We start from the raw sequence: 21854 nt of genomic DNA on the forward strand, positions 1-21854 counted from the left end.
TAGAAGTAAAGCACTTTCATTTTAAAATATATACTTTACTTAATTAGATAACAAAAAAGGACTGAGGTAGTTTCCTCAGTCCTTTTTCATGATGCTTTCAAACACATTTATTTAATAATAAAAAAGTGTCTATATAAAATTTAATGCTCTTTTTCAAAATCTGCAACCGCTCCACGCAAATTTGCTTCATTTTTTAACGTACAAATATCCAAAATTGGTTTAATTGTCGTAACTTCGATCTTATTTCTTAATTTAGCAATCTCATCATCAAGTAGTGGAACTAATTCCGGATTTTGTGAAATTCCACCACCAATAATAATTTTTTCAGGATCAAAACTGTGTTGAATATTAAAAATTGCGACAGCAAGAGCATGTAAGAACTTTTCGCGTTCTTCTTGAGCAATTGGATCATCAGTGTCTGCGAGTTCAAAAACAGTTTTACCGTCAAAATCTTTTCCAGTTTTCTTATTGTAGCTCTTAGCCATGGTAACAGGTGAAGCTAGATCGCTTAACTGCTTACCATCAATAATCATAAAGCCAAATTCACCACCGTAGAGATGAGCACCATGCCAAATTTGATTGTTAATAATGATACTTCCGCCAACACCGGTCCCAATAACTAAAAATACCATGCTCTTGCATCCTTTAGCTGCTCCGTCAGCGATTTCGGCAAGAGCTGCACAATTTGCATCATTTTCGATACTTACTGGTAGACCAAATCTTTTTTCTAATTCAGGTACGATTTTAAAGTTATGGATATAAGGTAGGGCACTTGCTCCTTCAATTACTCCGGTAGCTTTATTAACAGCACCGGGAGAAGAAATTGCTACACCATCAATTTTATGATTAGCTTTTATTTCATTAACTGCATCAGTTAATTCCTCATAAAAAGTATCTAAATTATCTGGCGTATCAATGATAAATATCATTTTTAATTTTTGATTTATCCAAGTAGCGATTTTAATAGTTGTTCCGCCAATATCAATTGCAATTAAGTTCATTAGTATTACCTCTCTTTTTATCTTATCTTTCATGTTAATCACCAAAGTAAGCGTTGTCAATAAGTATATATTTTTCATGAAGTACAACTAATATTAAATGCTTTGCTATAATTGAAAGTAATTGATATAAAGGGGAAAAGACATGAATACGCCATCATCCAGACAAGGAAATTTGACTAGATATATTGTTTATTTAGTCTTGTATTTAATTGTAATTGGAGTTAAAAAATTAGCTCTATTAAATGATCATGTAAATAAAATAGGGTACTTTTTTTTCTTACTTTGTTCCTTGTTTACTTTATATTTTTATATTCGTCAATTTAATCGAGAACAACGATTTTTTGAAAAAAGGCCTACAATGCCTTTATTGGCAGATTATGGATTTATAGTTGGTGTATCCATTCTCGTGATTTTAGGACGTATTTTTGTTTCCTATCTTCAAGCTAAGGGAAGCGTGCCCTTAATGTCTTTTCAAATAATTTATCAAAAAGCTGAATGTAATCTTTTATTTTGGTTTCTTATATTTTCTACTGGTCTTTTGCTGCCAGCGATGCAAGTATATTTAACAACAGGCTTTTTCTTTAATTATGGGTTTAGAGCCCAGAATATGGTTAGCGGTATAGTTGGCATTATGTGTTCAGGCTTTCTCTATGGAATACTTAATTTTCAAACTTCATTTAGTTTATTTATTCTTAATAGTCTTTATGGGATGCTATTTGCTTGGTCTTACTTATATTCACAAAGAATCGTGATGCCAATTTATTTAGCAATCCTAAATGGAATTTTTATGGTGATTTTAGCCTAACAAAAAACGAGGAACTTCGTAGAGTTCCTCGTTTTTAATATAAGCGGATAGCGTGAATCGAACCCGCATCTTCAGCTTGGGAAGCTGACATTTTACCATTAAACTATACCCGCATAAGCAAAATGATTATATCATTTTGCTAACGATGTGGCAACTGATGCCTATCCAAATTATATTCTGAACGATCAAGTAGAGAAGTAAAGTTTTGAAAGAGCCAACGACGTAATTCAGATGGCTTTAATACTAATGGCATTCTTTCATGAACTGGAAGCACAGTATCATTAGAAGCAGTAGTAACCATTGAAAAATCATCACCTTTATAAATGCCAGCAATTAGTGCCATCGGTTCATCTTTTGCAGTAAAAGATGAGTGCTCATGATAGGTTTTGTTATTTGAAGCAAGGTAAGTTTGCTTGCTGCTTTCCCAGAATTCATTAGCTAAAATAATACAACGCTGACGAGCAAATGAATCATCCCACATTGATGGCTTTTCTTCATAAAAACGCTCTACCCGAGCATTATAAATTACTCGATTCTTTTTAAATGGACTAGGATAGCCCCATTTCTTTTCGACTAGCTTTAGTTCGTCATCGCTATATAGCATAACTAAAGATGGAGATTTAGGATAAATTTGAGTAACGGATTCAAATTTATCTTCAATATTTTTTGATACAACTAGCGGTAATTTTAAATCGGTTTTTAGATATGTCTTAATTTCTTTAAGCGACGGCATTTCATAATGACTACACATCCTTATTCATCCTTTCTTTATATAATTTTTCTCTCAATTTAATTTTAGCAAGTTTTAGGTAAGTTTAAACAAATAAGGATTTTTGCTAGAATTGGAGGTAAAGTTAAAGATTACAGATATATTGGAGAAAAAATATGACAAAGGAAATTTTATTAACTGGGGATAGACCAACCGGAAAACTTCATATTGGTCACTATATTGGCTCCTTAAAAAACCGTGTAAAATTACAAAATGAAGGTAAATATGAGCCTTATATTATGATTGCGGACACTCAAGCACTAACTGATAATGCTAGAGATCCTGAAAAAATTAAGAATAGCTTAATTCAAGTGGCTTTAGACTATTTAGCTGTTGGACTAGATCCTAAAAAGTCTACTATCTATGTGCAATCACAAATCCCTGCTCTTTTTGAATTAACTGCTTATTACATGGATTTGGTAACAGTTGCACGTTTAGAGAGAAATCCAACTGTTAAGACTGAAATTAAACAAAAGAATTTTAAAGATTCAATTCCAGTTGGATTCTTGAATTATCCTGTTTCCCAAGCTGCTGATATTACCGCCTTTAAAGCAACTGTGGTACCGGTAGGGGATGATCAAGAACCAATGCTTGAACAAACTCGTGAAATTGTACGTACATTTAACCGAGTATATAATACTGATATTTTGGTTGAGCCAAAGGGCTACTTCCCACCTAAGGGACAAGGTAGACTTCCAGGCTTAGATGGCAATGCGAAGATGTCTAAATCACTTGGCAATGCGATTTACTTAGCTGATGATGCAAAGACTGTACAAAAGAAAGTTATGTCAATGTACACCGATCCAAACCATATTCATGTAGAAGATCCTGGTCAAGTAGAAGGAAACACTGTATTTACTTATCTTGATGTTTTTGCACCAGATAAAGATAAGGTAGCTGAACTTAAAGAACAATACCGAAAAGGTGGTTTGGGCGACGTAAAAATCAAACGTTACTTAAACAAGGTTCTTGAAGAAGAACTCGCTCCAATTAGAGAGCGTCGTGAGAAATTTGCTCAAGATCCAGATGCTGTATATGAAATGCTCTTAGAAGGATCAAAGAAGGCAAATGAAGTTGCTAACCAAACTCTACAAGAAGTTAGAGAAGCAATTGGTTTAAATTATTTTGATAGATTAAACAAATAATTTAAAGAAGGTAAGATTAATGACAAGAGACAGGATTCCGTGGAAGCAATATTTCATGATGCAGGCCTTAGTTATCGCACAACGCTCCACTTGTGATCGTGCTTTAGTTGGGAGCGTAATAGTTAAGGATGACCGGATGATTGCAACGGGATATAACGGTAGTGTTTCCGGTCAGCCGCACTGTGATGACGTAGGTCACTTGATGGTTGATGGACATTGCGTTAGAACTATTCATTCTGAAATGAACGCTTTAATTCAGTGTGCTAAAAATGGTATCTCAACTGAAGGTACTGAAATTTATGTTACCTATTTTCCATGCTTTAATTGCAGTAAATGTTTAGTGCAAGCAGGCATTAAGAAAATCAATTATTATTATGATTATCATGATAATCCTTTGGCACTTAAACTCTTACGTGAAAAGGGTGTAGCAATTGAACAAGTAACGTTAGATCATAAGTATGTTCAAAGCTTAGCTGATAGGTTAGAGAAGGCTGATAATGAAAAATAAATTTGTTAGTTTTCTATCTTTATTAGCTTGTCTTCTATTATTAACTGCTAGTACAAGTTCATTTATTAATGATCCAGAAAATTTGTTTAACACTAAAACTGAAGAACTTGTTACGCAAAAAAATGTAGAGTATCAAAAGACAAAGAGTAAACCTGAGATTCGTCTTTTAAGTTTAAAGGATAGTAATGCAATAAATAGAATTCGACCACAGAAGAATCAAGTTATCATTGCAGCAGCCTTACAAAACAAGAAGAAAAATATCCAAATTCTTGTTGGTAAAAATTATCAGGACACTTTAACGCAGGCTAAATGTAGTAACATTATTCGCTATGCGGGTAACAAGTTGAGAAGTGAAAAGCAAGCAACTTTTAATTCGGGCATTCAATTGGTATTTAATGCCTGTGCAACCTTAATCGCACAAAAAGATAAGTTGTCTTATGATAAAAATTCTTTAACTCAAGAAGAATTACAAAAAATAGACCATCCACAAAGCGTAAATTTAGTTTGGGGATTAGTGATTGCGGCCTTAATTAGTTTTGGTCTTGTTTTATTTAAGAGTATGCGAAAACCGCATTAAGGACTTGACTAAATGCTAGTTAGCCGTTAAAGTATCAGTAGAAATTAAATATTTAGAGCAAATAAACTGTTAGGTGAGACTCCTACGTGAACACATGCTGTCGCCCAGCAACATCCAGAGATGCCAACGGGTCAAACAGGGATCGTCGATATAAGGCCCTCCCCAGCCAGCTAGTTATGTTAAATAACCTTACGTCACGTAGTGTTAAAACTGAACGACGAGTATAAAAATCGCTTGGATTTAAGCCGATGCAGTTTTTGCATCGGTCTTTTTGTTTGTTTGCTAGGTTCTTAAGAAAGGATGTTGAAGATGTTCAAAATCAACACTTCCGGCACAAGAAATACTACAGACACCAAGCTGGTGCGCCGGATTGCACGCGAAGATAAGTTTGCGACGCTGCAACGATTAAAAACCTCAATTAGTGGCCTTCAAAGTAAAGATGCGAGGCAACGCTTAGCAAAATACGGTTCTAATGAAATAATAATCAAACATGATAAGACTAAGTTTCACTATTTTCTAAAGGCTTTTATAACTCCTTTTTCCCTGACGTTATTTTTTTTAGCAATTGTAGCAATTTTTCTAAATTCTTCTCAACGTACTCTTAACTTAAGTCCAGCAATTTTTGTTTTAGCTATTTTATTTATCTCAGTAATTTTAACTGCTGTGCAGAATATTCGTATTAATACTAATATTCAGAACTTGATAAATCGAATTTCTAGAACAACTCAAGTAATGCGCGATTGCACACCGCAAAAAATTTTAACTAAAGATCTAACAATTGGTGATGTCGTGTTACTTAAAACTGGAGATATTGTTCCCGCTGACATTAAGTTACTTAAAAGTAATGATTTAGAGTGTTCTTTACTTGGCGAAGAAGACACTGTGAAAAAGAGTGCTAATTACACTGATAAAAATGATGGCTTAGATTACGCTAATATTTTATATGCTGGCACAATTATTCTTTCTGGATCAGGCATTGGCGTTGTTTTTGCGACTGGTAAAGAAACTGTTTTTGGAAGAGTAGTCCAAAATCTTTCTAAGCTTAATCTAGAAAACCATTTCTTTAATTTTAGTATGAAAAGATTAACCAAAATCTTTTTGACATTGATTCTGGTTATTGTTCCAGTTGTTTTACTAATTAATGAAATAATGCGTGGCAATTGGGAAAATGCTTTAATTTTTGCTATGGCAATAGCTGTTGGTATAATGGCTGAAGTAATGCCAACAGCTATTGTAAATAACTTGGTAAAAGCCAATATTGATACGCCCAGGATTCGAGCGACATATGACAATTAATTATCTAAATAATTTGTAGGAATTCCGTATTTTATGGAATTCCTTTTTTAATGTACAAATTAAGTCCTGCATGCTATGTTATACTAGCAATTAAAAGACTTATGAGAGGAAGAATAAAGATGGCTGAAAAGAAAACTTTCTATATTACTACACCTATTTACTATCCATCTGGAAAATTAACTATCGGTAACGCTTATACTACTATTGCGGCTGATACAATGACCCGTTATAAAAAATCTCGCGGCTTTGACACATTCTTTTTAACTGGAACTGATGAGCATGGTTTGAAGATTGAACAAAAAGCTGAAGCACAAGGAATTAAACCCCAAGAATTTGTGGATAAGATGGCCAATTCTTACAAAGAATTATGGAAAATGCTAGACGTTTCTTACGATCGCTTCATTAGAACAACCGATGAAGACCATGTTAAGGCTGTTCAAAAGATTTTTGAAAGATTATTAAAGCAAGGTGATATTTACCTAGGTGAATATACTGGGTGGTATTCTGTAGAAGATGAGGAATACTTTACTGAATCTCAACTTGCTGAAGTATACAAAGATGATGATGGGAACGTTATTGGTGGAAAGGCACCTTCAGGTCACGAAGTACGTTTAGTTAAAGAACCATCATACTTCTTTAGAATGAGCAAATATGCTGATCGCTTACTTCAATACTACAAGGATCACCCAGACTTTATTTTGCCTCACTCTCGTGAAAAAGAAATGGTAAATAATTTTATTAAACCTGGCTTGGAAGATTTATCAGTAACTCGTACGACCGTTGACTGGGGTATTCCTGTACCTAGTGATCCAAAACATGTTGTTTATGTTTGGATTGATGCTTTATCAAACTATATTACTGCTTTGGGATACGGCTCTGATGATGATTCATTATTTAAAAAGTATTGGCCAGCTGATGTGCATTTAGTTGGTAAAGAAATTGTTCGTTTCCATACAATTTATTGGCCAATTATGTTAATGGCACTTGATTTACCTCTTCCTAAGCAAATTTTTGGTCATGGCTGGGTATTGATGAGAGACGGTAAAATGTCTAAGTCTAAAGGAAACGCTGTTTACCCAGAAATGATTGTTGAACGCTACGGCTTAGATGCACTTCGTTATTACTTGATGCGTGCAATTCCATTTGGGTCAGATGGTATTTTTACTCCCGAAGACTTTGTTGAAAGAGTTAACTTTGATCTTGCTAATGATTTGGGTAACTTATTAAACAGAACTGTTTCAATGATTAATCAATACCAAAATGGTCAAGTAGCACCTGTTGCATCAGAACAAGATGAAGTTGCTCAAGACTTAATTAAGACTGCTAATGAAACAATTTCAGAGTACCAAAAGCAAATGGATGCACTTCACTTCTCTCAAGCTTTGGACAGTGTTTGGAAGCTTATTTCTCGTGCAAACAAGTATATCGATGAAACAACGCCTTGGACTTTGAATAAAGAGGGCAAGAGTGAAGAATTATCTAAAGTAATGTCTAATTTAGCAGAGAGTCTTCGCTTAGTTGCCATTTTAATTGCACCAGTAATGACTCAAAGCCCAGTTAAGATGTTTGAACAACTTGGTCTTAATTGGAATAATGAAGATCAAAAGAAACTTGAATTTGGTGCTTTTGACTGGAATATTAAAGTTACTGAAAAGCCAACTCCAATCTTCCCAAGACTTAAGAATGATGTAGAAGTTAAATACATTAAGGAAGAAATGAAGAAGGCTAAGCCAAAGAAGAAGACTAGAAGTCAACAAAATGAAGAAAAGCACATTACTATTGATGACTTTGATAAAGTAAAGATCCAAGTAGGTCAAATTTTATCTGTTGAACCCGTAAAAGGCTCAAGCAAGCTTTTGATGTTTAAGCTAGACTTTGGTGATGGTAATGAGCGCCAAATTTTGAGTGGTATTCGTAAGTTTTATCCAGATGCAAGTGAATTGTTAGATAAAAAGGTATTAGCAGTAACTAACTTGAAGCCACGTAAGATGCTGGGACATGAAAGTCAAGGTATGCTTTTATCTAGTGAAAAAGATGGTCAAGTTAAATTAGCTCTTGTAGGCAATGAGCATGAAGTTGGGGCTGAATTAGGCTAATGGAGATTTTTGATTCACATACGCATCTAAATGACGTTCCTTTTCGCGGAAAAGAAGAGATTTATCTTGATCGGGCGAAAGAATTAGATGTAGTAAGAAGTGCAGTTGCCGGACAAGATCCAGAATTTAATGAACGCGCCGTTGACCTTAGTCAGAGATTTGATAATTTATACGCTATTGTTGGTTATTGTCCAGATGTAGCTAAAGACTACGATCAAAAAGCAGAAGATAAGCTAGTTGAGCAGCTGAAAAATCCTAAAACGGTTGCTTTAGGAGAAATCGGACTAGATTATTACTGGGATGAATCACCTAGAGATGTTCAACGAAAAGTTTTTGCAAGGCAACTTGATTTAGCACATAGTTTAAAAATGCCAGTTAATATTCATACTCGAGATGCTTTTGAAGATACATATCAAGTTTTAAAAGATAGTCATGTGGGTGAATATGGCGGAATTATTCACAATTTTAATGGTGATCCAGAATGGCTTAAAAAGTTTCTTGATTTAGGGATGATGGTTTCATTTTCTGGGGTTGTTTCCTTTACAAAGGCAACTGACGTACATGCTTCTGCTAAAGTTGTACCATGGGATAAGTTTTTAATTGAAACAGATGCACCATATCTAACTCCTAAGCCATACCGTGGCAAACAAAATGAGCCAGGATATGTTCGCTATGTGGCAGAGGCAATTGCTAAGTTACGCGATACATCTGTTGAAGAAGTCGCTAAGCATACGTTTGAAAATACGATGAGGGCATATGGAATCAAAGAATAAAAAGCAGTTTAATGCAGTAGTTATTGTTGAGGGTAGGGACGATACGAAACGGTTGAAACAGTTCTTTCCTGGAATTGAAACGATTGAAACCAACGGTTCAGAAGTATCTAAAGAAACCTTAGCTGAAATAAAGAAACTTTCTCAAACAAGAGAAATAATAATTTTTACTGATCCAGATTATAACGGTGAAAGAATACGCCGATTAGTTACTGAAGCTGCTCCTAATGCCAAACAGGCTTTTATTACACGTAAAGAAGGAGAACCAACTAAGCGTGGAAATAGTTTGGGAGTTGAACATGCCTCAAAAGAAGCTTTAGAGCGCGCACTCAGCGATTTACATGAAGTTCAGCCTATAAAAAGCGATATTACTAAAGAAAAGTACGATGATTTAGGCTTAGGAATGAGTTCAGAAGCACGTCTTTTACGTGAAAAGGTTGGTGTTAAACTAGGGATCGGCTATGGAAACAGTAAACAATTTTTAAAACGTTTAAAGATGTTTGGAATTACTTATGATGAATTAAAGAGGGCAGTTGAAGATGTCAAATAGTATGCCAATTGCTAGTCCTGTACGTACTCAAGCAATTGTAAATCGCTACTTTATGCATGCGAAAAAGAATTTAGGTCAAAACTTTTTAGTGGATTTGGCTGCTATTAAAGGAATAGTTGAAGCAGCTGATATTCAAGCAGGAGATCAAGTTATTGAAATTGGACCAGGAATTGGTTCATTAACTGAACAGTTGCTGTTAGCAGGGGCAAACGTCTTAGCTTATGAGGTCGATCAAGATTTGCCAGAAATTTTAAACAATGAATTGCCACAAAAAATTGATGGTGAAGATTTAAAAGATCGATTTAAGTTAGTAATGAAAGATGTGTTAAAGGCTAACTTTATTGAAGATAATGGCGGTTTCTTGAATTTAAGTAAAGCAGTAAAGATTGTTGCTAACTTGCCTTACTACATCACAACGCCGATTATTTTTAATCTTATTAAAAGTGATTTGGATTTTTCTAGTTTAACATTGATGATGCAAAAAGAGGTTGCTGAAAGACTAGTTGCTAAGCCAAAGACTAAAGAATATGGTCCCTTAACTATCGCTGTTCAAAGCCGAATGAATGTAAGACTGGCAGAAGAAGTAAAAAGTACATCATTTATGCCAAGGCCTAAAGTTGATTCAGCTGTTGTGGTTTTAACACCACTTATTGAAAAGCCTGATATTAGTGATTATGCATTCTTTGATCATGTAGTAAAAATGTGCTTTGCACAGCGTCGTAAAACATTAGTTAATAATTTAAAAGCTTTAATTAAAGATAAAGATGAACGAGAAAAAATAATTAGTGATTTAGGCTTGGATGTTAGGGTTCGTCCGGAAGAATTAACTCTCGAACAATTTGTTAAGTTAGTTCATCTTTTAAAAGATCAGCAAGCATAAAACGATTACAATTTACAGACTTGAAAAAATATTAATTTTTTGATAAAATTAGATCAAGCAAAGGAGTGACGTCCAGTGCCAACAACACTAATGGCAATTAAACATAATTTGGATTCTCATTTGGGTGAAAGCTTGATTGTAGTAGCTCAAGCAGGAAGAAAGAAAGTAACACGCCGCAAGGGTAGATTAACTAAGACCTACCGTGCAGTATTTGTTGTAGATCTTGATCAAGATCAAAACAACTTTGAACGAGTATCTTATAGTTACACGGATTTATTAACCAAGAATATTGAGCTTGAGTTTGATGAAATGTAATTGACAATAGAAGATTACGAACAATCACTAGTATTTTGTTTAAAATGCTAGTGATTTTTCTTTATGTAGAGTATATTTAAACTTAGAAATATTTAATGTTTAGGAAGGTAAAAGCATGAAACGTTCAGAAAGATTAGTTGATATGGTTAAGTATCTTTTAGCTCGCCCTCATACTTTGATCGCACTACCGTTTTTTGCAGATCGCTATGGCGCAGCTAAATCTTCAATTTCAGAAGACTTGGCAATTTTACGTCAGACTTTAGCTAATGATAAAAATGGAATTTTAGAGACAGTAGCAGGGGCTGCTGGTGGAGTGAGATATATTCCTTTTGTAGGAAAAAAAGAGGCCACAAACTATCTTAATGATTTAGCTGACCGTATTGAGGATCCTGATCGTATTTTACCCGGAAATTTTGTTTATTTGTCTGATATTTTGGGCTCACCACAAGATTTACGTCAAATTGGTCAATTAATTGCAACTAAATATGCTTATAGCAATGTTGACTATGTTATGACAATTGAGACTAAAGGAATAGCTATTGCCCAAGCAGTTAGTCGCTTTTTAAACGTCCCATTCGTAATGGTGAGAAGAAGACCAAAGATTACTGAAGGATCAACGATCTCTGTTAATTATGTCGCTTCTTCAAGTGAACGAGTTGAAAAAATGGAATTGGCTAAACGCTTACTCCCAGAAGGAAGCAATGTATTAATTGTGGACGACTTCATGAAGGGCGGCGGAACTTTAACTGGAATGGAAGAACTAGTTAAAGAATTTAAAGGAACAGTTGCTGGAATGTGCGTTCTTTGTGAAACAAAATACGCTTCTCAAAAAGTAGTAGATGACTATCAATCTTTAATAAAGATTACAGAAGTTGATAGAACTAAAAAGCTAATCAAAGTAAGACCAGGGAATTTCTTAGAGCAGACAGACTTCAATCGCTTTCCAAAATGATATACTGATAGGTGTTTAAATATAAAAAATTGAAGGGATATAAAACTAATGAATAAGTATGTTGTTATCTTAGCTGCTGGAAAAGGTACCCGCATGAAGTCCCAACTTTACAAGGTATTACATAAGGTTTGTGGTAAAACTATGGTAGAACATGTGGTAAATGCTGCTAAAGGCACGAATCCAGATAAGATTATTACTGTAGTTGGCAATGGTGCAGCTAGCGTTAAAGATGTTTTGGCAGGCCAATCAGAATTTGCTTTTCAAGAAAAGCAACTAGGTACTGGAGACGCCGTTATGGCAGCCAGCGATTTATTAGAAAACTTAGATGGTTCAACTTTAGTTGCTACTGGTGATACTCCTTTATTTACTGCTGAAACTTTTAACAACTTATTTAAAAAACATGAAGAAAGTGGAAACAGTGCAACTGTTTTAACTGCGAAAGCACCAAATCCATTTGGCTATGGACGTATTATTCGTGATGAGGATGGAAATGTCTTAAGAATTGTTGAACAAAAAGATGGTACTCCAGAAGAACTAGCAGTTGATGAAATTAATACTGGTGTATTTTGTTTTGATAATAAAGAATTATTTAAGGCTTTAAAACAAGTTGGTAATGATAATGCTCAAGGCGAATATTACTTAACTGATGTCTTAGAAATTATGCGTAAAGCTGGTCATAAAGTTGGTGCTTATGAAATGCCTGACTTTAGTGAAAGCTTGGGTGTTAATGATAGAATTGCTTTGGCTCAAGCAACAAAGATTATGCAAAGAAGGATTAATGAAAAGCATATGAAGAATGGTGTTTCATTTATTGATCCTGACACAGCATATATTGATGGCGATGTTAAGATCGGTAATGATACTGTTATTGAAGGCAACGTTGTTATCAAGGGTAAGACTGAAATTGGTAGCAACTGCTATATAACTAACAGTTCAAGAATTATTGATTCTAAGATTGGCAATCACGTAATTATTACTTCTTCAACTCTTCAAGAAGCTCAAATGGATGATAATACTGATATTGGACCTAACTCTCACCTTCGTCCTAAAGCTATCATTAGAAAAGGCGCTCATATTGGTAACTTTGTTGAGATTAAGAAGGCTGAAATTGGTGAAGATAGTAAGGTAGGTCACTTAACTTATGTTGGGGATGCAACTTTAGGTAAAGATATTAATATTGGTTGTGGTACTATCTTCTCTAACTACGATGGTGTTAAGAAGTTTCATACTAATGTGGGCGATCATTCATTTATTGGAGCAGGTGCTACTATCATTGCCCCAGTTAATATTGCTGATCATGCATTTGTGGCAGCAGATTCAACAATTACTAAAGATGTTGATAAGTATGATATGGCAATTGCTAGAGGTAGACAGACTAATAAACCTGATTACTGGCACAAGTTACCGCTATCAAAAGATAAAGATTGGGAATAAATTAAAAGAAGTTGTTAAATACAACTTCTTTTTTTGCTATTTTCAAGCGTAAGTAGCATTTTTTTGCTATTATTAAAGATGGAATTGTAATTTTTCGGTGGAGGAAATTATGTCTCAATTAGACAAAGAAATTAAAATTTTTGCGCTCAACTCTAATAAACCTTTAGCAGAAAAAATTGCTGATAAAGTAGGAGTTAAGCTTGGTAAGTCTGATGTTAAACGTTTCAGTGATGGTGAAATCCAAATTAACATCGATGAATCAGTTCGTGGTAAAGATGTTTACTTAGTACAATCAACTTCAGCTCCAGTAAACGATAATTTAATGGAATTATTGATTATGATTGATGCTGTTAAGCGTGCTTCAGCTAGAAGTGTTAACTTAGTAATGCCTTACTATGGATATGCACGTCAAGATAGAAAGACCCGTGCACGTGAGCCGATTACAGCTAAGTTAGTAGCTGATATGCTTCAAAAAGCAGGTGCTGATCGAGTTCTTTCACTTGATTTACACGCCCCACAAATTCAAGGATTCTTTGATATCCCTGTTGATAATTTAATGGGTGCACCACTTCTTGCTGACTACTTCTTGAGTCATGATTTAGAAAAAGATGCTGTTGTAGTTTCGCCTGATCATGGTGGTGTAACCAGAGCAAGAAAGTTAGCAGAATTTCTTAAGACTCCAATTGCAATTGTGGATAAACGTCGTCCAAAAGCAAATGTTGCTGAAGTTATGAACATCATTGGAGATGTAAAAGGCAAGCGTGCCATTATTATCGATGACATGATTGATACAGCTGGTACTATTACTTTAGCTTCTCAAGCTTTAATGGATGCTGGTGCAACTGAGGTTTATGCTTCAGCTACACACGCTGTTTTGTCAGGACCTGCAATTGAACGTTTAAATAATTCTCCAATTAAGAAATTAATCTTAACTGATTCAATCAACCAACCTGAAGAAAAAGATTTATCTAAGGCTGAAATTGTTTCTGTAGGACCATTGATGGGTGAAGCAATTAAATTGATTCAAGAACATAAGCCAGTTAGTCCACTATTTAATACTCGTTTTCAATCCCATAATTAAGTAATAAAGAACCAATATCTATTTGTTTAGATATTGGTTTTTATCATATAAAAGCTATATCTTTATTTTAAAAATATGAAAAGCGTTTACATATATCGGATAATTAAGGTAGTATTAAACTATACAGTTTTAAAGAGGGAACTATAGGAATATGACTACTTTATCTGATGTAGCAAAAAAAGCTAATGTATCTAAGATGACAGTATCGCGGGTTATTAACCATCCGCAGCAAGTGACGCCAGAATTAAGAAAAATTGTGGAAAAAGCAATGGAACAATTGAATTATCATCCCAATTCAGTTGCAAGTGCTTTGGCTCATAATCGGACTAATGTGGTTAAACTGGTAATTTTAGAAGATATTGATACAACCGAGCCATACTATATGAATCTACTTTTTGGAATTGCTAAAGGGCTGAGCAAAAAACACTACGCAATTCAATTAGCCACAGGTAGGGATGTTGGCGGAGGGGACGGCTACATTATAACTGGGGGGCGAGTAACGGATGCAGAATGGTTAGATCAATTAGATAAACCTTTTGTTTTATTTGGAGAAAATCGCTTCGGTTATGATTTTATTGATACAGATAACAAATTAGGTGAACAGTTAGCTACACAATATGCACTCAATAAAAATTATCAATCAATTATTTTTATTGGAATTGATGAGAAAGAACCATTTGAATATTCAAGAGAAGCGGGCTATATCAATACACTCCAAAAGCATAATATGATTCCTAAAATTTTTCGAATTCAAAATCATAGTAGTTTGGCTGAAAAGTTAATTATTAGTAATTGGAAAAAATTTGCGCCGAATACGTGCTTTATTTGTGCCAGTGATCGAATTGCAGTTGGTGTAGTACGCGCTATCCAAAGAAAGAATGGGAATATTCCTAGAGATTTCGGTGTAATTGGTTTTGATGGAGTATTTTTAGATCAAGTCTCAAATCCTAAGTTAACTACAGTTAAGCAAAATTTATTTAAGCTTGGTGAACTCTTAGCAGCCATGATTCTGCAAAAAATTAAACAAGATGGAGCTCAGCAGGGTGAAGTCTTGATTGAGCCAGAACTAAGAAAAAATGAATCTACAAGAAATTAGAAAGCTGTTAACGCAGCTTCTTTTTTTGATACCGGTAACATATAAAACATATTGTAAGCGCTTAAAATAATTGTTTAAAATAAAAGCTATGGAGGAAGTTTATTATGAGATATTGGTATGACCAAGCAATTATTTATCAAATTTATCCGAAGTCTTTTCAAGATTCTAATAGTGACGGTATTGGTGACTTAAATGGAATAAGAAAGAGAATACCGTATTTAAGGGAATTAGGAATCAATGCTGTTTGGCTAAATCCAATTTTTGTTTCTCCACAAGTAGATAATGGTTATGATGTGTCGAATTATTTTGCTATTGATCCAAAGATGGGAACAATGGAAGATATGGATAACTTAATTAAGGAAATGCATGCGGCTGGGATTCATGTAATTATGGACTTTGTATTGAACCATACTTCTGATCAGCATCCCTGGTTTCAAGATGCTATAAAAAATCCAGAAAGTATATATCGTGACTATTATATTTTTGCAGGAGGAAACAATCAGCGTCCAAATAACTGGGGAAGTTTTTTCGGAGGAAGTGTTTGGGAAAAGGATCCTGCAGGAACCGGACAATTTTATTTCCATCTTTTTGATAAAAGAATGCCTGATTTAAATTGGAATAATCCAGAAGTTAGACATGCAATGACTGGGATTGCAAAATATTGGTTAGAAAAGGGAATTGATGGATTAAGACTAGATGCATTTATTCATATTGCAAAAGCAGATTTAAGACAGAATTTTCCAGTTGATAGCAAAGATAAAGAACCAATAATTGCAGAACCATTTTTTGCTAATTTACCACAAGTTCAAAAATGGATGCGACCATTTTGTGAAGAAATAAAACAAGATTATCCTGATGCATTACTTTTAGGAGAAGCAGCAAGTGCAAATGTAAATTTAGCTGTGGATTATACAAATAAGGATAATCACTTAATGGATAGTGTAATTACTTTTAGATATTTTACTGAAGATCAGAACAAAGTCGATCCTAGTTTTTTGAGTAATTATCAGCCTAAACCATTGGATTGGGTTAAATTTAAACAAAATCAAACTATTTGGCAACAAACCTTAAGTGGAATTTCTAAACCTACCCTTTATTGGAATAATCATGATATGGCAAGGCTTGCAACCAGGATTGCTAAAAATAATACTCAAGCAAGAAGTTTAGCTATGTTGATGTACTTACAATGCGGTATTCCAATCATTTATTATGGTGAAGAGTTAGGGATGAGAAATCTACAGTTTGAAAATGTAAATGATTTTCAAGATGATACTGTAAAAGAGTTTGTAAAGAGTGCAGAAAAGGCAGGAAAGACTACAAAAGAAGCCTTGCTAATGGCAAGTAAGACTCATAAGCTCCCAGCTAGAGGACCAATGCCATGGAATAACGAAAGAAATAATGGCTTTACAGATAGAGAACCTTGGATTCAAGGTAAAAAGCTTGATGAGACAAATGCAGCTGATGAAATAGCAGATGATAGTAGTATGTTTAACTTTTACAAAAAGCTTATTAGCTTGAAGAAAGAACAACTATTTCAAGAAGGTAATTATTATTTATGGCCAACGTCAAATGGGAGCTATGTCTATGAGCGTAATTTAAAAGACAAAAAAGCACTTATTGCTGTTTCTTTGAGTCAAGAACCAATTGAGCTTGAAGTAGGAAAAGAATTTAGTAGTGAAAGGTTAGCGGCTGGCGAATATTATTTAACGGCAGGAAAATTACGATTAGAACCATATGCCGGAGTAGTATTAGAAAATTAAAAAGATTGAGGAATAAAATATGCAACTTGCAGCTTTAAAACATAGAACTGAAAGTGAAGATTGTTTTATTATTGATCATTCACACGTTAAAATTAGACTTCATACAGCAAAAGATGATGTGGAAAAAGTAATTGTTCATTACACGGATAACTATCTACCACCAAAACAAGCTAAAGAACTTGAAATGGAGAAAATAGGTAGTGGTCAAGTTAATGATTACTGGGGAGCAACCTTAACTGCTCCATATCACCGAATTAAATATACTTTTGAAGTGATTGGCAAAGACGGAAGTCATGTAATTTTTGGTGACCGTAGTATTGAAAACTTTAGCGATGAAAAATTAAGAGAAGATGGAATGTATTTTAAAGTTCCGTACTTCCATGATATTGATCGCATTAAAACACCAAAATGGCTTAAAGACATTGTTTGGTATCAAATTTTTCCGGAGCGTTTTGCTAATGGTGATAAAAGTAATGACCCAGCAAATGTTAAAGAGTGGAGTCCGCAAGATCATCCAGGTAGAGAAGATTTTTATGGTGGAGACTTACAAGGAGTTTTAGATCATTTAGATGATTTACAAAGATTAGGAGTTACGGGGCTATATTTCTGCCCAATTTTTAAGGCAAGTTCTAATCATAAATACGACACAATTGACTATTTACAAGTAGATCCAGCTTTTGGAGACAAGGATTTATTTGCAAAAGTAGTTAATGAAGCGCATAAGCATGGAATGAAAGTTATGCTTGATGCGGTCTTTAATCACTTGGGTGATCAATCGATGCAGTGGCAAGATGTAATTAAAAATGGCGAAAAATCACGCTTTAAAGATTGGTTCCACATTAATTCCTATCCTGTTGAACCCTATCGTGACCCAAGTAAAGGTGAAAAAAATCCACCGTATGAAACCTTTGCATTCGAAAAGCATATGCCTAAATTAAATACGGCTAACCCAGAAGTACAGGACTTCTTATTAGAAATTGCGACCTACTGGGTAAAATATTTTGATATTGATGCATGGCGTCTAGATGTTGCAAATGAAGTTGACCATCATTTCTGGAAGAGATTCCATGACGAATTAGTTAAAATAAAGCCTGATTTCTATATTGTTGGTGAAATATGGCATTCAGCTCGTCCATGGCTTCAGGGAGATCAATTTACAGGTGTCATGAATTATCCATATACTTTACAAATTGAAGATCATTTCTTCAAGCATAAAATGGATGCTAAAGACCTAAGTGAACACTTAACTGATCAACTAATGATGTATCCTGATATGGTTGACCAGGCTATGATGAATATGCTCGATTCCCATGATACGGCTAGAATTTTAACTTTAGCAAAAGAAAATCAAGATTTAGCTTTACAAGCAGTTGCGTATGAATTTGTTCAACCTGGAGTGCCATGTATTTACTATGGGACAGAGATGGGAATGAGCGGCGATAATGATCCGGATTGCCGCAAACCAATGGACTGGAGCAAGCTCGAAGGACCAGTATGGCAAAGAGTCCATGAATTAGTAAAATTCAGACTAGATCATAGTGATACCTTAAATAAAGGTACTGTTAAGTTAACGGTAACAGAAAAAGGTCTCTTAAAAGTTGAACGAATAGGCAAAGAAACAATAAAGGCCTACTATAACACAGGTAAAAAAGGTATTAAAATTGATAAAACAGCAGCACTGAGTCAGAACTATAAATCGGGAGTATTAGTGCCAGATGGCTTTTTAATCGAGGTTGAAGCTTAATATATGAACAAAAAAAGTAGCAATAAGATGCTGCTTTTTTTCTTATAATTTTTTGATACCGGTAACATCAAAGTAAACATTGTTAAGCGCTTTCAATAATTGGATAATAGATTTGTAAATAAAAAACTTCACGAAAGTGATGGAGAAGGATAATGAAGAGAATTTTTGAGGTTGATCCTTGGAAAGTAACGACACATGAATTTTCCAAGAAAGATAAAAGGTTACAAGAAAGTATTACCGCAATTGGTAACGACTATATGGGAATGAGAGGAAACTTTGAGGAGGGTTACTCTGGTGACACGCTTCAAGGAACATACTTAGCAGGTGTATGGTTCCCAGATAAGACAGTTGTTGGTTGGTGGAAGAATGGATACCCGAAGTACTTCGGTAAGACACCAAATGCTCCAAGTTTTATTGGAATTGGGATCACTGTCAACGGTGAAAAAATTGATTTAGCCAAAGTAAAATTTAGTGATTTTGAATTATCACTTGATATGCATCAAGGACTTCTTTCAAGAAGTTTTATCTATGAAGGTAAAGATGTCAAAATTAAATTTGAATTTGAACGTTTTCTCCATATTGTACAAAAAGAAGCTGCTTTAATTAAAGTAAAAGCTACAGTACTTGAAGGAAAGGCTAAGATTGATTTTGATGCTAGCTTAGATGGAACAGTTGTTAACGAAGATAGTAACTATGGTGAACGCTTCTGGATTCCACTTGGTGAGAATAAGGATACAAAAGCTATCCAGGTAAAAACTAAGCCTAATCCTTATGAAGTGCCACAATTCACAGTTTTACTTCAAGAATCTTTACGCCACAATGGTGAACTAATTCAAACTGAAGTTTCTACTAAAGAAGCCAAGTTAAGCGAAAAATTTTCAGTTGAATTAAGTGAGGGACAAAGCTACGAACTTGAAAAAGACGTTATTGTTATAACAAGTAGAGATGTTGAAGAAAAAGATCAAGCAAGTGTTGCTGAAAATTTAATGAATAAGCTTCAATCAAAGAGCTTTGAAGAAAACTTAGCCGACCATACTGCTGAATGGCAAAAACGTTGGAATATGAGTGATGTTGAAATTTCTGGTGATGCAGCAGCACAACAGGGGATTAGATTTAATATTGCTCAATTGTTCATGACATACTACGGTGAAGATGAACGCTTGAACGTTGGTCCTAAGGGATTTACTGGTGAAAAATACGGTGGTGCTACTTATTGGGATACTGAGGCTTATATAGTTCCAATGTACTTAGGAATCACTAACCCAAGCGTTACTAAAGCCCTTCTTCAATATCGTCATAATCAATTACCAGGAGCATATCACAATGCTAAAGAACAAGGCCTTCCAGGTGCCTTGTTCCCAATGGTGACTTTCAATGGTATTGAATGTCATAACGAATGGGAAATTACTTTTGAAGAAATCCACAGAAATGCTGATATTCCACATGCAATTGCAATGTACACTGAATATACTGGCGATGATAGCTATGTTAAGAATGAAGGTATGGATGTCCTAGTTGGAACTGCAAGATTTTGGGCAGCCAGAGTTCATTGGTCTAAATGGCGTAATAAGTATGTAATGCATGGTGTTACTGGACCAAATGAATACGAAAATAATGTTAACAATAACTGGTTTACAAACACCATGGCAAGATGGCTTTTGAAATATACGCTAGAACGTTTACCACTTGCGACTAAAGAAGCTCAAGAAAGAGTACATGTTACTGAAGAAGAAAAAGAAAAGTGGCAAGACATTGTCGATAGGATTTATCTACCAGAAGATAAAGATTTAGGTATTTTCTTACAACAAGATGATTTTCTTGATAAAGAGATTCGTCCAGTAAGTGAAATTGAAGATCAAAGACCAATTAACCAACACTGGTCATGGGATAAGATTTTGAGATCACCATTTATCAAACAGGCTGACGTTTTACAAGGAATTTACTTCTTCCCAGAAAATTACACTAAAGAGCAAAAAGAAAAGAACTTTGATTTCTATGAACCTTTAACGGTTCACGAAAGTTCATTATCTCCTTCAATTCACTCTGTCTTAGCTGCTGAATTAGGCAAGAAAGATAAGGCTGTTGAGCTTTACGAGAGAACTGCAAGACTTGATTTAGACAATTACAACAATGATACCGTTGATGGTTTGCATATTACTTCGATGAGCGGTTCATGGTTAGCAATTGTTCAAGGATTTGCTGGGATGCGTTATGATCACGATCAATTAAAATTTAAGCCATTTATTCCGGATAACTGGGATCACTACAGTTTTAAGATTAATTATCGCGGTCGATTGATTAAAGTTTATGTCGACCATCACGAAACTAAGATTTCTTTACTTAAAGGCGAAGATCTAGAAATTCTTGTTAATGACAACAATGTAGCACTTAAAGAAGGTGAAACAGAATGCTTAAAGGCTTAATTTTTGACTTGGATGGAGTTTTAACAAATTCAGCTGTTTATCATTTAACCGCTTGGAACAATTTAGCTAAGGAATTAGGGATTAGCTTAACTGATGAACAACTTGATAGCTTAAGGGGTATTTCAAGAATGGACTCACTGAATTTGATCTTGAAATATGGCGATCAGGAAGATAAATATTCTGAAGCAGAAAAAGAAAAGTTCGCAGCAGAAAAGAATACTAAATTTGTTGAACAAGTTGAAAAAATGACACCAGCAGATATTTTGCCAGGTATTCCGGAACTACTTAGTGATGCAAAGAAGCAAAATTTAAAAATGGTTATTGCTTCTGCCTCAAAAAATGCGCCTAAGATTTTAACAAAGTTAGGAATTATGGATGAATTTGATGGTATTGTTGATCCAGCAACACTTCATCGCGGAAAACCGGATCCAGAAATTTATGAAAAGGCACAAGAATTGGCTGGTTTGAATGCAGACGAAGTAATTAGTTTTGAAGATGCTCAAGCCGGTGTTCAATCAATTAAAAGTGCTGGTCAATTTGCAGTTGGAATTGGGAATAAAGAGGTCTTGAAAGAGGCTGATTATATTGTTCCAACTACTAAAGAATTGAAACTTTCAGAAATTGAATCAGTTTTTAATAAAAAATAAGAGGG

Annotated in this window: 20 protein-coding genes, 1 tRNA gene and 1 riboswitch; of the genes, 18 read left to right on the forward strand and 3 right to left on the reverse strand. The window is 34.6% G+C overall.

What is annotated here, in order from left to right:
- Positions 1 to 140: 140 nt before the first annotated feature.
- A complete protein-coding gene (locus tag H1A07_RS01060; protein WP_210145119.1) occupies positions 141 to 1001 on the reverse strand; it encodes an ROK family protein in 861 nt (286 codons plus the stop codon).
- 142 nt (positions 1002 to 1143) lie between these two features.
- Between H1A07_RS01060 and H1A07_RS01065 the strand changes: the two genes are divergently transcribed.
- The gene (locus H1A07_RS01065; protein WP_057718079.1) at positions 1144 to 1806 is read left to right on the forward strand and encodes a CPBP family glutamic-type intramembrane protease; all 663 of its coding nucleotides are present in this window, start codon (positions 1144 to 1146) and stop codon (positions 1804 to 1806) included.
- 42 nt (positions 1807 to 1848) lie between these two features.
- On the opposite strand, the gene H1A07_RS01070 is transcribed toward H1A07_RS01065, so the two are convergent.
- Positions 1849 to 1919 (reverse strand) — tRNA-Gly (locus H1A07_RS01070).
- Between the two features lie 26 nt (positions 1920 to 1945).
- A complete protein-coding gene (locus H1A07_RS01075; protein WP_034525281.1) occupies positions 1946 to 2557 on the reverse strand; it encodes an SOS response-associated peptidase family protein in 612 nt (203 codons plus the stop codon).
- Between the two features lie 134 nt (positions 2558 to 2691).
- On the opposite strand from H1A07_RS01075, the gene trpS reads away from it, so the two are divergent.
- The 17 genes from trpS to pgmB all read left to right on the forward strand — a co-directional run bounded on the left by trpS (position 2692) and on the right by pgmB (position 21849).
- Positions 2692 to 3720 (forward strand): tryptophan--tRNA ligase, encoded by a 1029-nt coding sequence (gene trpS / locus H1A07_RS01080; RefSeq protein WP_057718078.1) that lies wholly within the window; start codon positions 2692 to 2694, stop codon positions 3718 to 3720.
- A 19-nt stretch (positions 3721 to 3739) separates the two neighbouring features.
- Positions 3740 to 4228, forward strand: a complete 489-nt coding sequence (locus H1A07_RS01085) for a ComE operon protein 2 (protein ID WP_057718077.1) — start codon at positions 3740 to 3742, stop codon at positions 4226 to 4228.
- Positions 4218 to 4805, forward strand: coding sequence for a TPM domain-containing protein (locus tag H1A07_RS01090; protein WP_094498901.1), 588 nt, complete (start codon positions 4218 to 4220; stop codon positions 4803 to 4805). The genes H1A07_RS01085 and H1A07_RS01090 overlap by 11 nt, the downstream gene beginning before the upstream one ends.
- Before the next feature lie 58 nt (positions 4806 to 4863).
- Positions 4864 to 5035: riboswitch (M-box (ykoK) riboswitch) on the forward strand.
- A 70-nt stretch (positions 5036 to 5105) separates the two neighbouring features.
- Complete coding sequence (locus H1A07_RS01095; protein ID WP_210145120.1) at positions 5106 to 6101, forward strand: P-type ATPase actuator domain-containing protein; 996 nt, start codon at positions 5106 to 5108, stop codon at positions 6099 to 6101.
- A gap of 119 nt (positions 6102 to 6220) precedes the next feature.
- The gene (gene metG / locus H1A07_RS01100) at positions 6221 to 8197 is read left to right on the forward strand and encodes a methionine--tRNA ligase (protein ID WP_210145121.1); all 1977 of its coding nucleotides are present in this window, start codon (positions 6221 to 6223) and stop codon (positions 8195 to 8197) included.
- A complete protein-coding gene (locus tag H1A07_RS01105; protein ID WP_210145122.1) occupies positions 8197 to 8970 on the forward strand; it encodes a TatD family hydrolase in 774 nt (257 codons plus the stop codon). Before metG ends, H1A07_RS01105 begins: the two co-directional genes overlap by 1 nt.
- Positions 8954 to 9517, forward strand: coding sequence for a ribonuclease M5 (gene rnmV / locus H1A07_RS01110; RefSeq protein WP_210145123.1), 564 nt, complete (start codon positions 8954 to 8956; stop codon positions 9515 to 9517). The genes H1A07_RS01105 and rnmV overlap by 17 nt, the downstream gene beginning before the upstream one ends.
- On the forward strand, positions 9507 to 10397 hold the full coding sequence (gene rsmA / locus H1A07_RS01115; protein ID WP_210145124.1) for a 16S rRNA (adenine(1518)-N(6)/adenine(1519)-N(6))-dimethyltransferase RsmA: 891 nt from the start codon (positions 9507 to 9509) through the stop codon (positions 10395 to 10397). Before rnmV ends, rsmA begins: the two co-directional genes overlap by 11 nt.
- Before the next feature lie 75 nt (positions 10398 to 10472).
- Positions 10473 to 10712 (forward strand): Veg family protein, encoded by a 240-nt coding sequence (locus H1A07_RS01120; RefSeq protein ID WP_057718070.1) that lies wholly within the window; start codon positions 10473 to 10475, stop codon positions 10710 to 10712.
- A gap of 115 nt (positions 10713 to 10827) precedes the next feature.
- Positions 10828 to 11664, forward strand: a complete 837-nt coding sequence (gene purR / locus H1A07_RS01125; protein ID WP_210145125.1) for a pur operon repressor — start codon at positions 10828 to 10830, stop codon at positions 11662 to 11664.
- Positions 11665 to 11712: 48 nt separating this feature from the next.
- On the forward strand, positions 11713 to 13098 hold the full coding sequence (glmU, locus tag H1A07_RS01130; RefSeq protein ID WP_210145126.1) for a bifunctional UDP-N-acetylglucosamine diphosphorylase/glucosamine-1-phosphate N-acetyltransferase GlmU: 1386 nt from the start codon (positions 11713 to 11715) through the stop codon (positions 13096 to 13098).
- 109 nt (positions 13099 to 13207) lie between these two features.
- A complete protein-coding gene (locus H1A07_RS01135) occupies positions 13208 to 14179 on the forward strand; it encodes a ribose-phosphate diphosphokinase (RefSeq protein ID WP_004898715.1) in 972 nt (323 codons plus the stop codon).
- A 151-nt stretch (positions 14180 to 14330) separates the two neighbouring features.
- A complete protein-coding gene (locus H1A07_RS01140) occupies positions 14331 to 15275 on the forward strand; it encodes a LacI family DNA-binding transcriptional regulator (protein WP_210145127.1) in 945 nt (314 codons plus the stop codon).
- 104 nt (positions 15276 to 15379) lie between these two features.
- Positions 15380 to 17035, forward strand: coding sequence for an alpha-glucosidase (locus tag H1A07_RS01145; protein ID WP_210145128.1), 1656 nt, complete (start codon positions 15380 to 15382; stop codon positions 17033 to 17035).
- A 19-nt stretch (positions 17036 to 17054) separates the two neighbouring features.
- On the forward strand, positions 17055 to 18779 hold the full coding sequence (locus H1A07_RS01150) for a glycoside hydrolase family 13 protein (protein WP_210145129.1): 1725 nt from the start codon (positions 17055 to 17057) through the stop codon (positions 18777 to 18779).
- A gap of 152 nt (positions 18780 to 18931) precedes the next feature.
- On the forward strand, positions 18932 to 21202 hold the full coding sequence (locus H1A07_RS01155) for a glycoside hydrolase family 65 protein (protein WP_210145130.1): 2271 nt from the start codon (positions 18932 to 18934) through the stop codon (positions 21200 to 21202).
- Positions 21187 to 21849, forward strand: coding sequence for a beta-phosphoglucomutase (gene pgmB, locus H1A07_RS01160; protein WP_210145131.1), 663 nt, complete (start codon positions 21187 to 21189; stop codon positions 21847 to 21849). Before H1A07_RS01155 ends, pgmB begins: the two co-directional genes overlap by 16 nt.
- Positions 21850 to 21854 lie beyond the last annotated feature (5 nt).

Source organism: Lactobacillus taiwanensis, from assembly GCF_017894345.1.
GTDB lineage: Bacteria > Bacillota > Bacilli > Lactobacillales > Lactobacillaceae > Lactobacillus > Lactobacillus taiwanensis.

What these genes read in the sequence shown, in the direction of transcription:
- pgmB (WP_210145131.1), top strand. Translation starts at nt 21,187, where the DNA reads ATGCTTAAAGGCTTAATTTTTGACTTGGATGGAGTTTTAACAAATTCA.
- rnmV (WP_210145123.1), top strand. Translation starts at nt 8,954, where the DNA reads ATGGAATCAAAGAATAAAAAGCAGTTTAATGCAGTAGTTATTGTTGAG.
- H1A07_RS01105 (WP_210145122.1), top strand. Translation starts at nt 8,197, where the DNA reads ATGGAGATTTTTGATTCACATACGCATCTAAATGACGTTCCTTTTCGC.
- H1A07_RS01095 (WP_210145120.1), top strand. Translation starts at nt 5,106, where the DNA reads ATGTTGAAGATGTTCAAAATCAACACTTCCGGCACAAGAAATACTACA.
- H1A07_RS01155 (WP_210145130.1), top strand. Translation starts at nt 18,932, where the DNA reads ATGAAGAGAATTTTTGAGGTTGATCCTTGGAAAGTAACGACACATGAA.
- glmU (WP_210145126.1), top strand. Translation starts at nt 11,713, where the DNA reads ATGAATAAGTATGTTGTTATCTTAGCTGCTGGAAAAGGTACCCGCATG.
- H1A07_RS01085 (WP_057718077.1), top strand. Translation starts at nt 3,740, where the DNA reads ATGACAAGAGACAGGATTCCGTGGAAGCAATATTTCATGATGCAGGCC.
- rsmA (WP_210145124.1), top strand. Translation starts at nt 9,507, where the DNA reads ATGTCAAATAGTATGCCAATTGCTAGTCCTGTACGTACTCAAGCAATT.
- trpS (WP_057718078.1), top strand. Translation starts at nt 2,692, where the DNA reads ATGACAAAGGAAATTTTATTAACTGGGGATAGACCAACCGGAAAACTT.
- metG (WP_210145121.1), top strand. Translation starts at nt 6,221, where the DNA reads ATGGCTGAAAAGAAAACTTTCTATATTACTACACCTATTTACTATCCA.
- purR (WP_210145125.1), top strand. Translation starts at nt 10,828, where the DNA reads ATGAAACGTTCAGAAAGATTAGTTGATATGGTTAAGTATCTTTTAGCT.
- H1A07_RS01140 (WP_210145127.1), top strand. Translation starts at nt 14,331, where the DNA reads ATGACTACTTTATCTGATGTAGCAAAAAAAGCTAATGTATCTAAGATG.
- H1A07_RS01065 (WP_057718079.1), top strand. Translation starts at nt 1,144, where the DNA reads ATGAATACGCCATCATCCAGACAAGGAAATTTGACTAGATATATTGTT.
- H1A07_RS01145 (WP_210145128.1), top strand. Translation starts at nt 15,380, where the DNA reads ATGAGATATTGGTATGACCAAGCAATTATTTATCAAATTTATCCGAAG.
- H1A07_RS01060 (WP_210145119.1), bottom strand. Translation starts at nt 1,001, where the DNA reads ATGAACTTAATTGCAATTGATATTGGCGGAACAACTATTAAAATCGCT.
- H1A07_RS01090 (WP_094498901.1), top strand. Translation starts at nt 4,218, where the DNA reads ATGAAAAATAAATTTGTTAGTTTTCTATCTTTATTAGCTTGTCTTCTA.
- H1A07_RS01135 (WP_004898715.1), top strand. Translation starts at nt 13,208, where the DNA reads ATGTCTCAATTAGACAAAGAAATTAAAATTTTTGCGCTCAACTCTAAT.
- H1A07_RS01150 (WP_210145129.1), top strand. Translation starts at nt 17,055, where the DNA reads ATGCAACTTGCAGCTTTAAAACATAGAACTGAAAGTGAAGATTGTTTT.
- H1A07_RS01075 (WP_034525281.1), bottom strand. Translation starts at nt 2,557, where the DNA reads ATGTGTAGTCATTATGAAATGCCGTCGCTTAAAGAAATTAAGACATAT.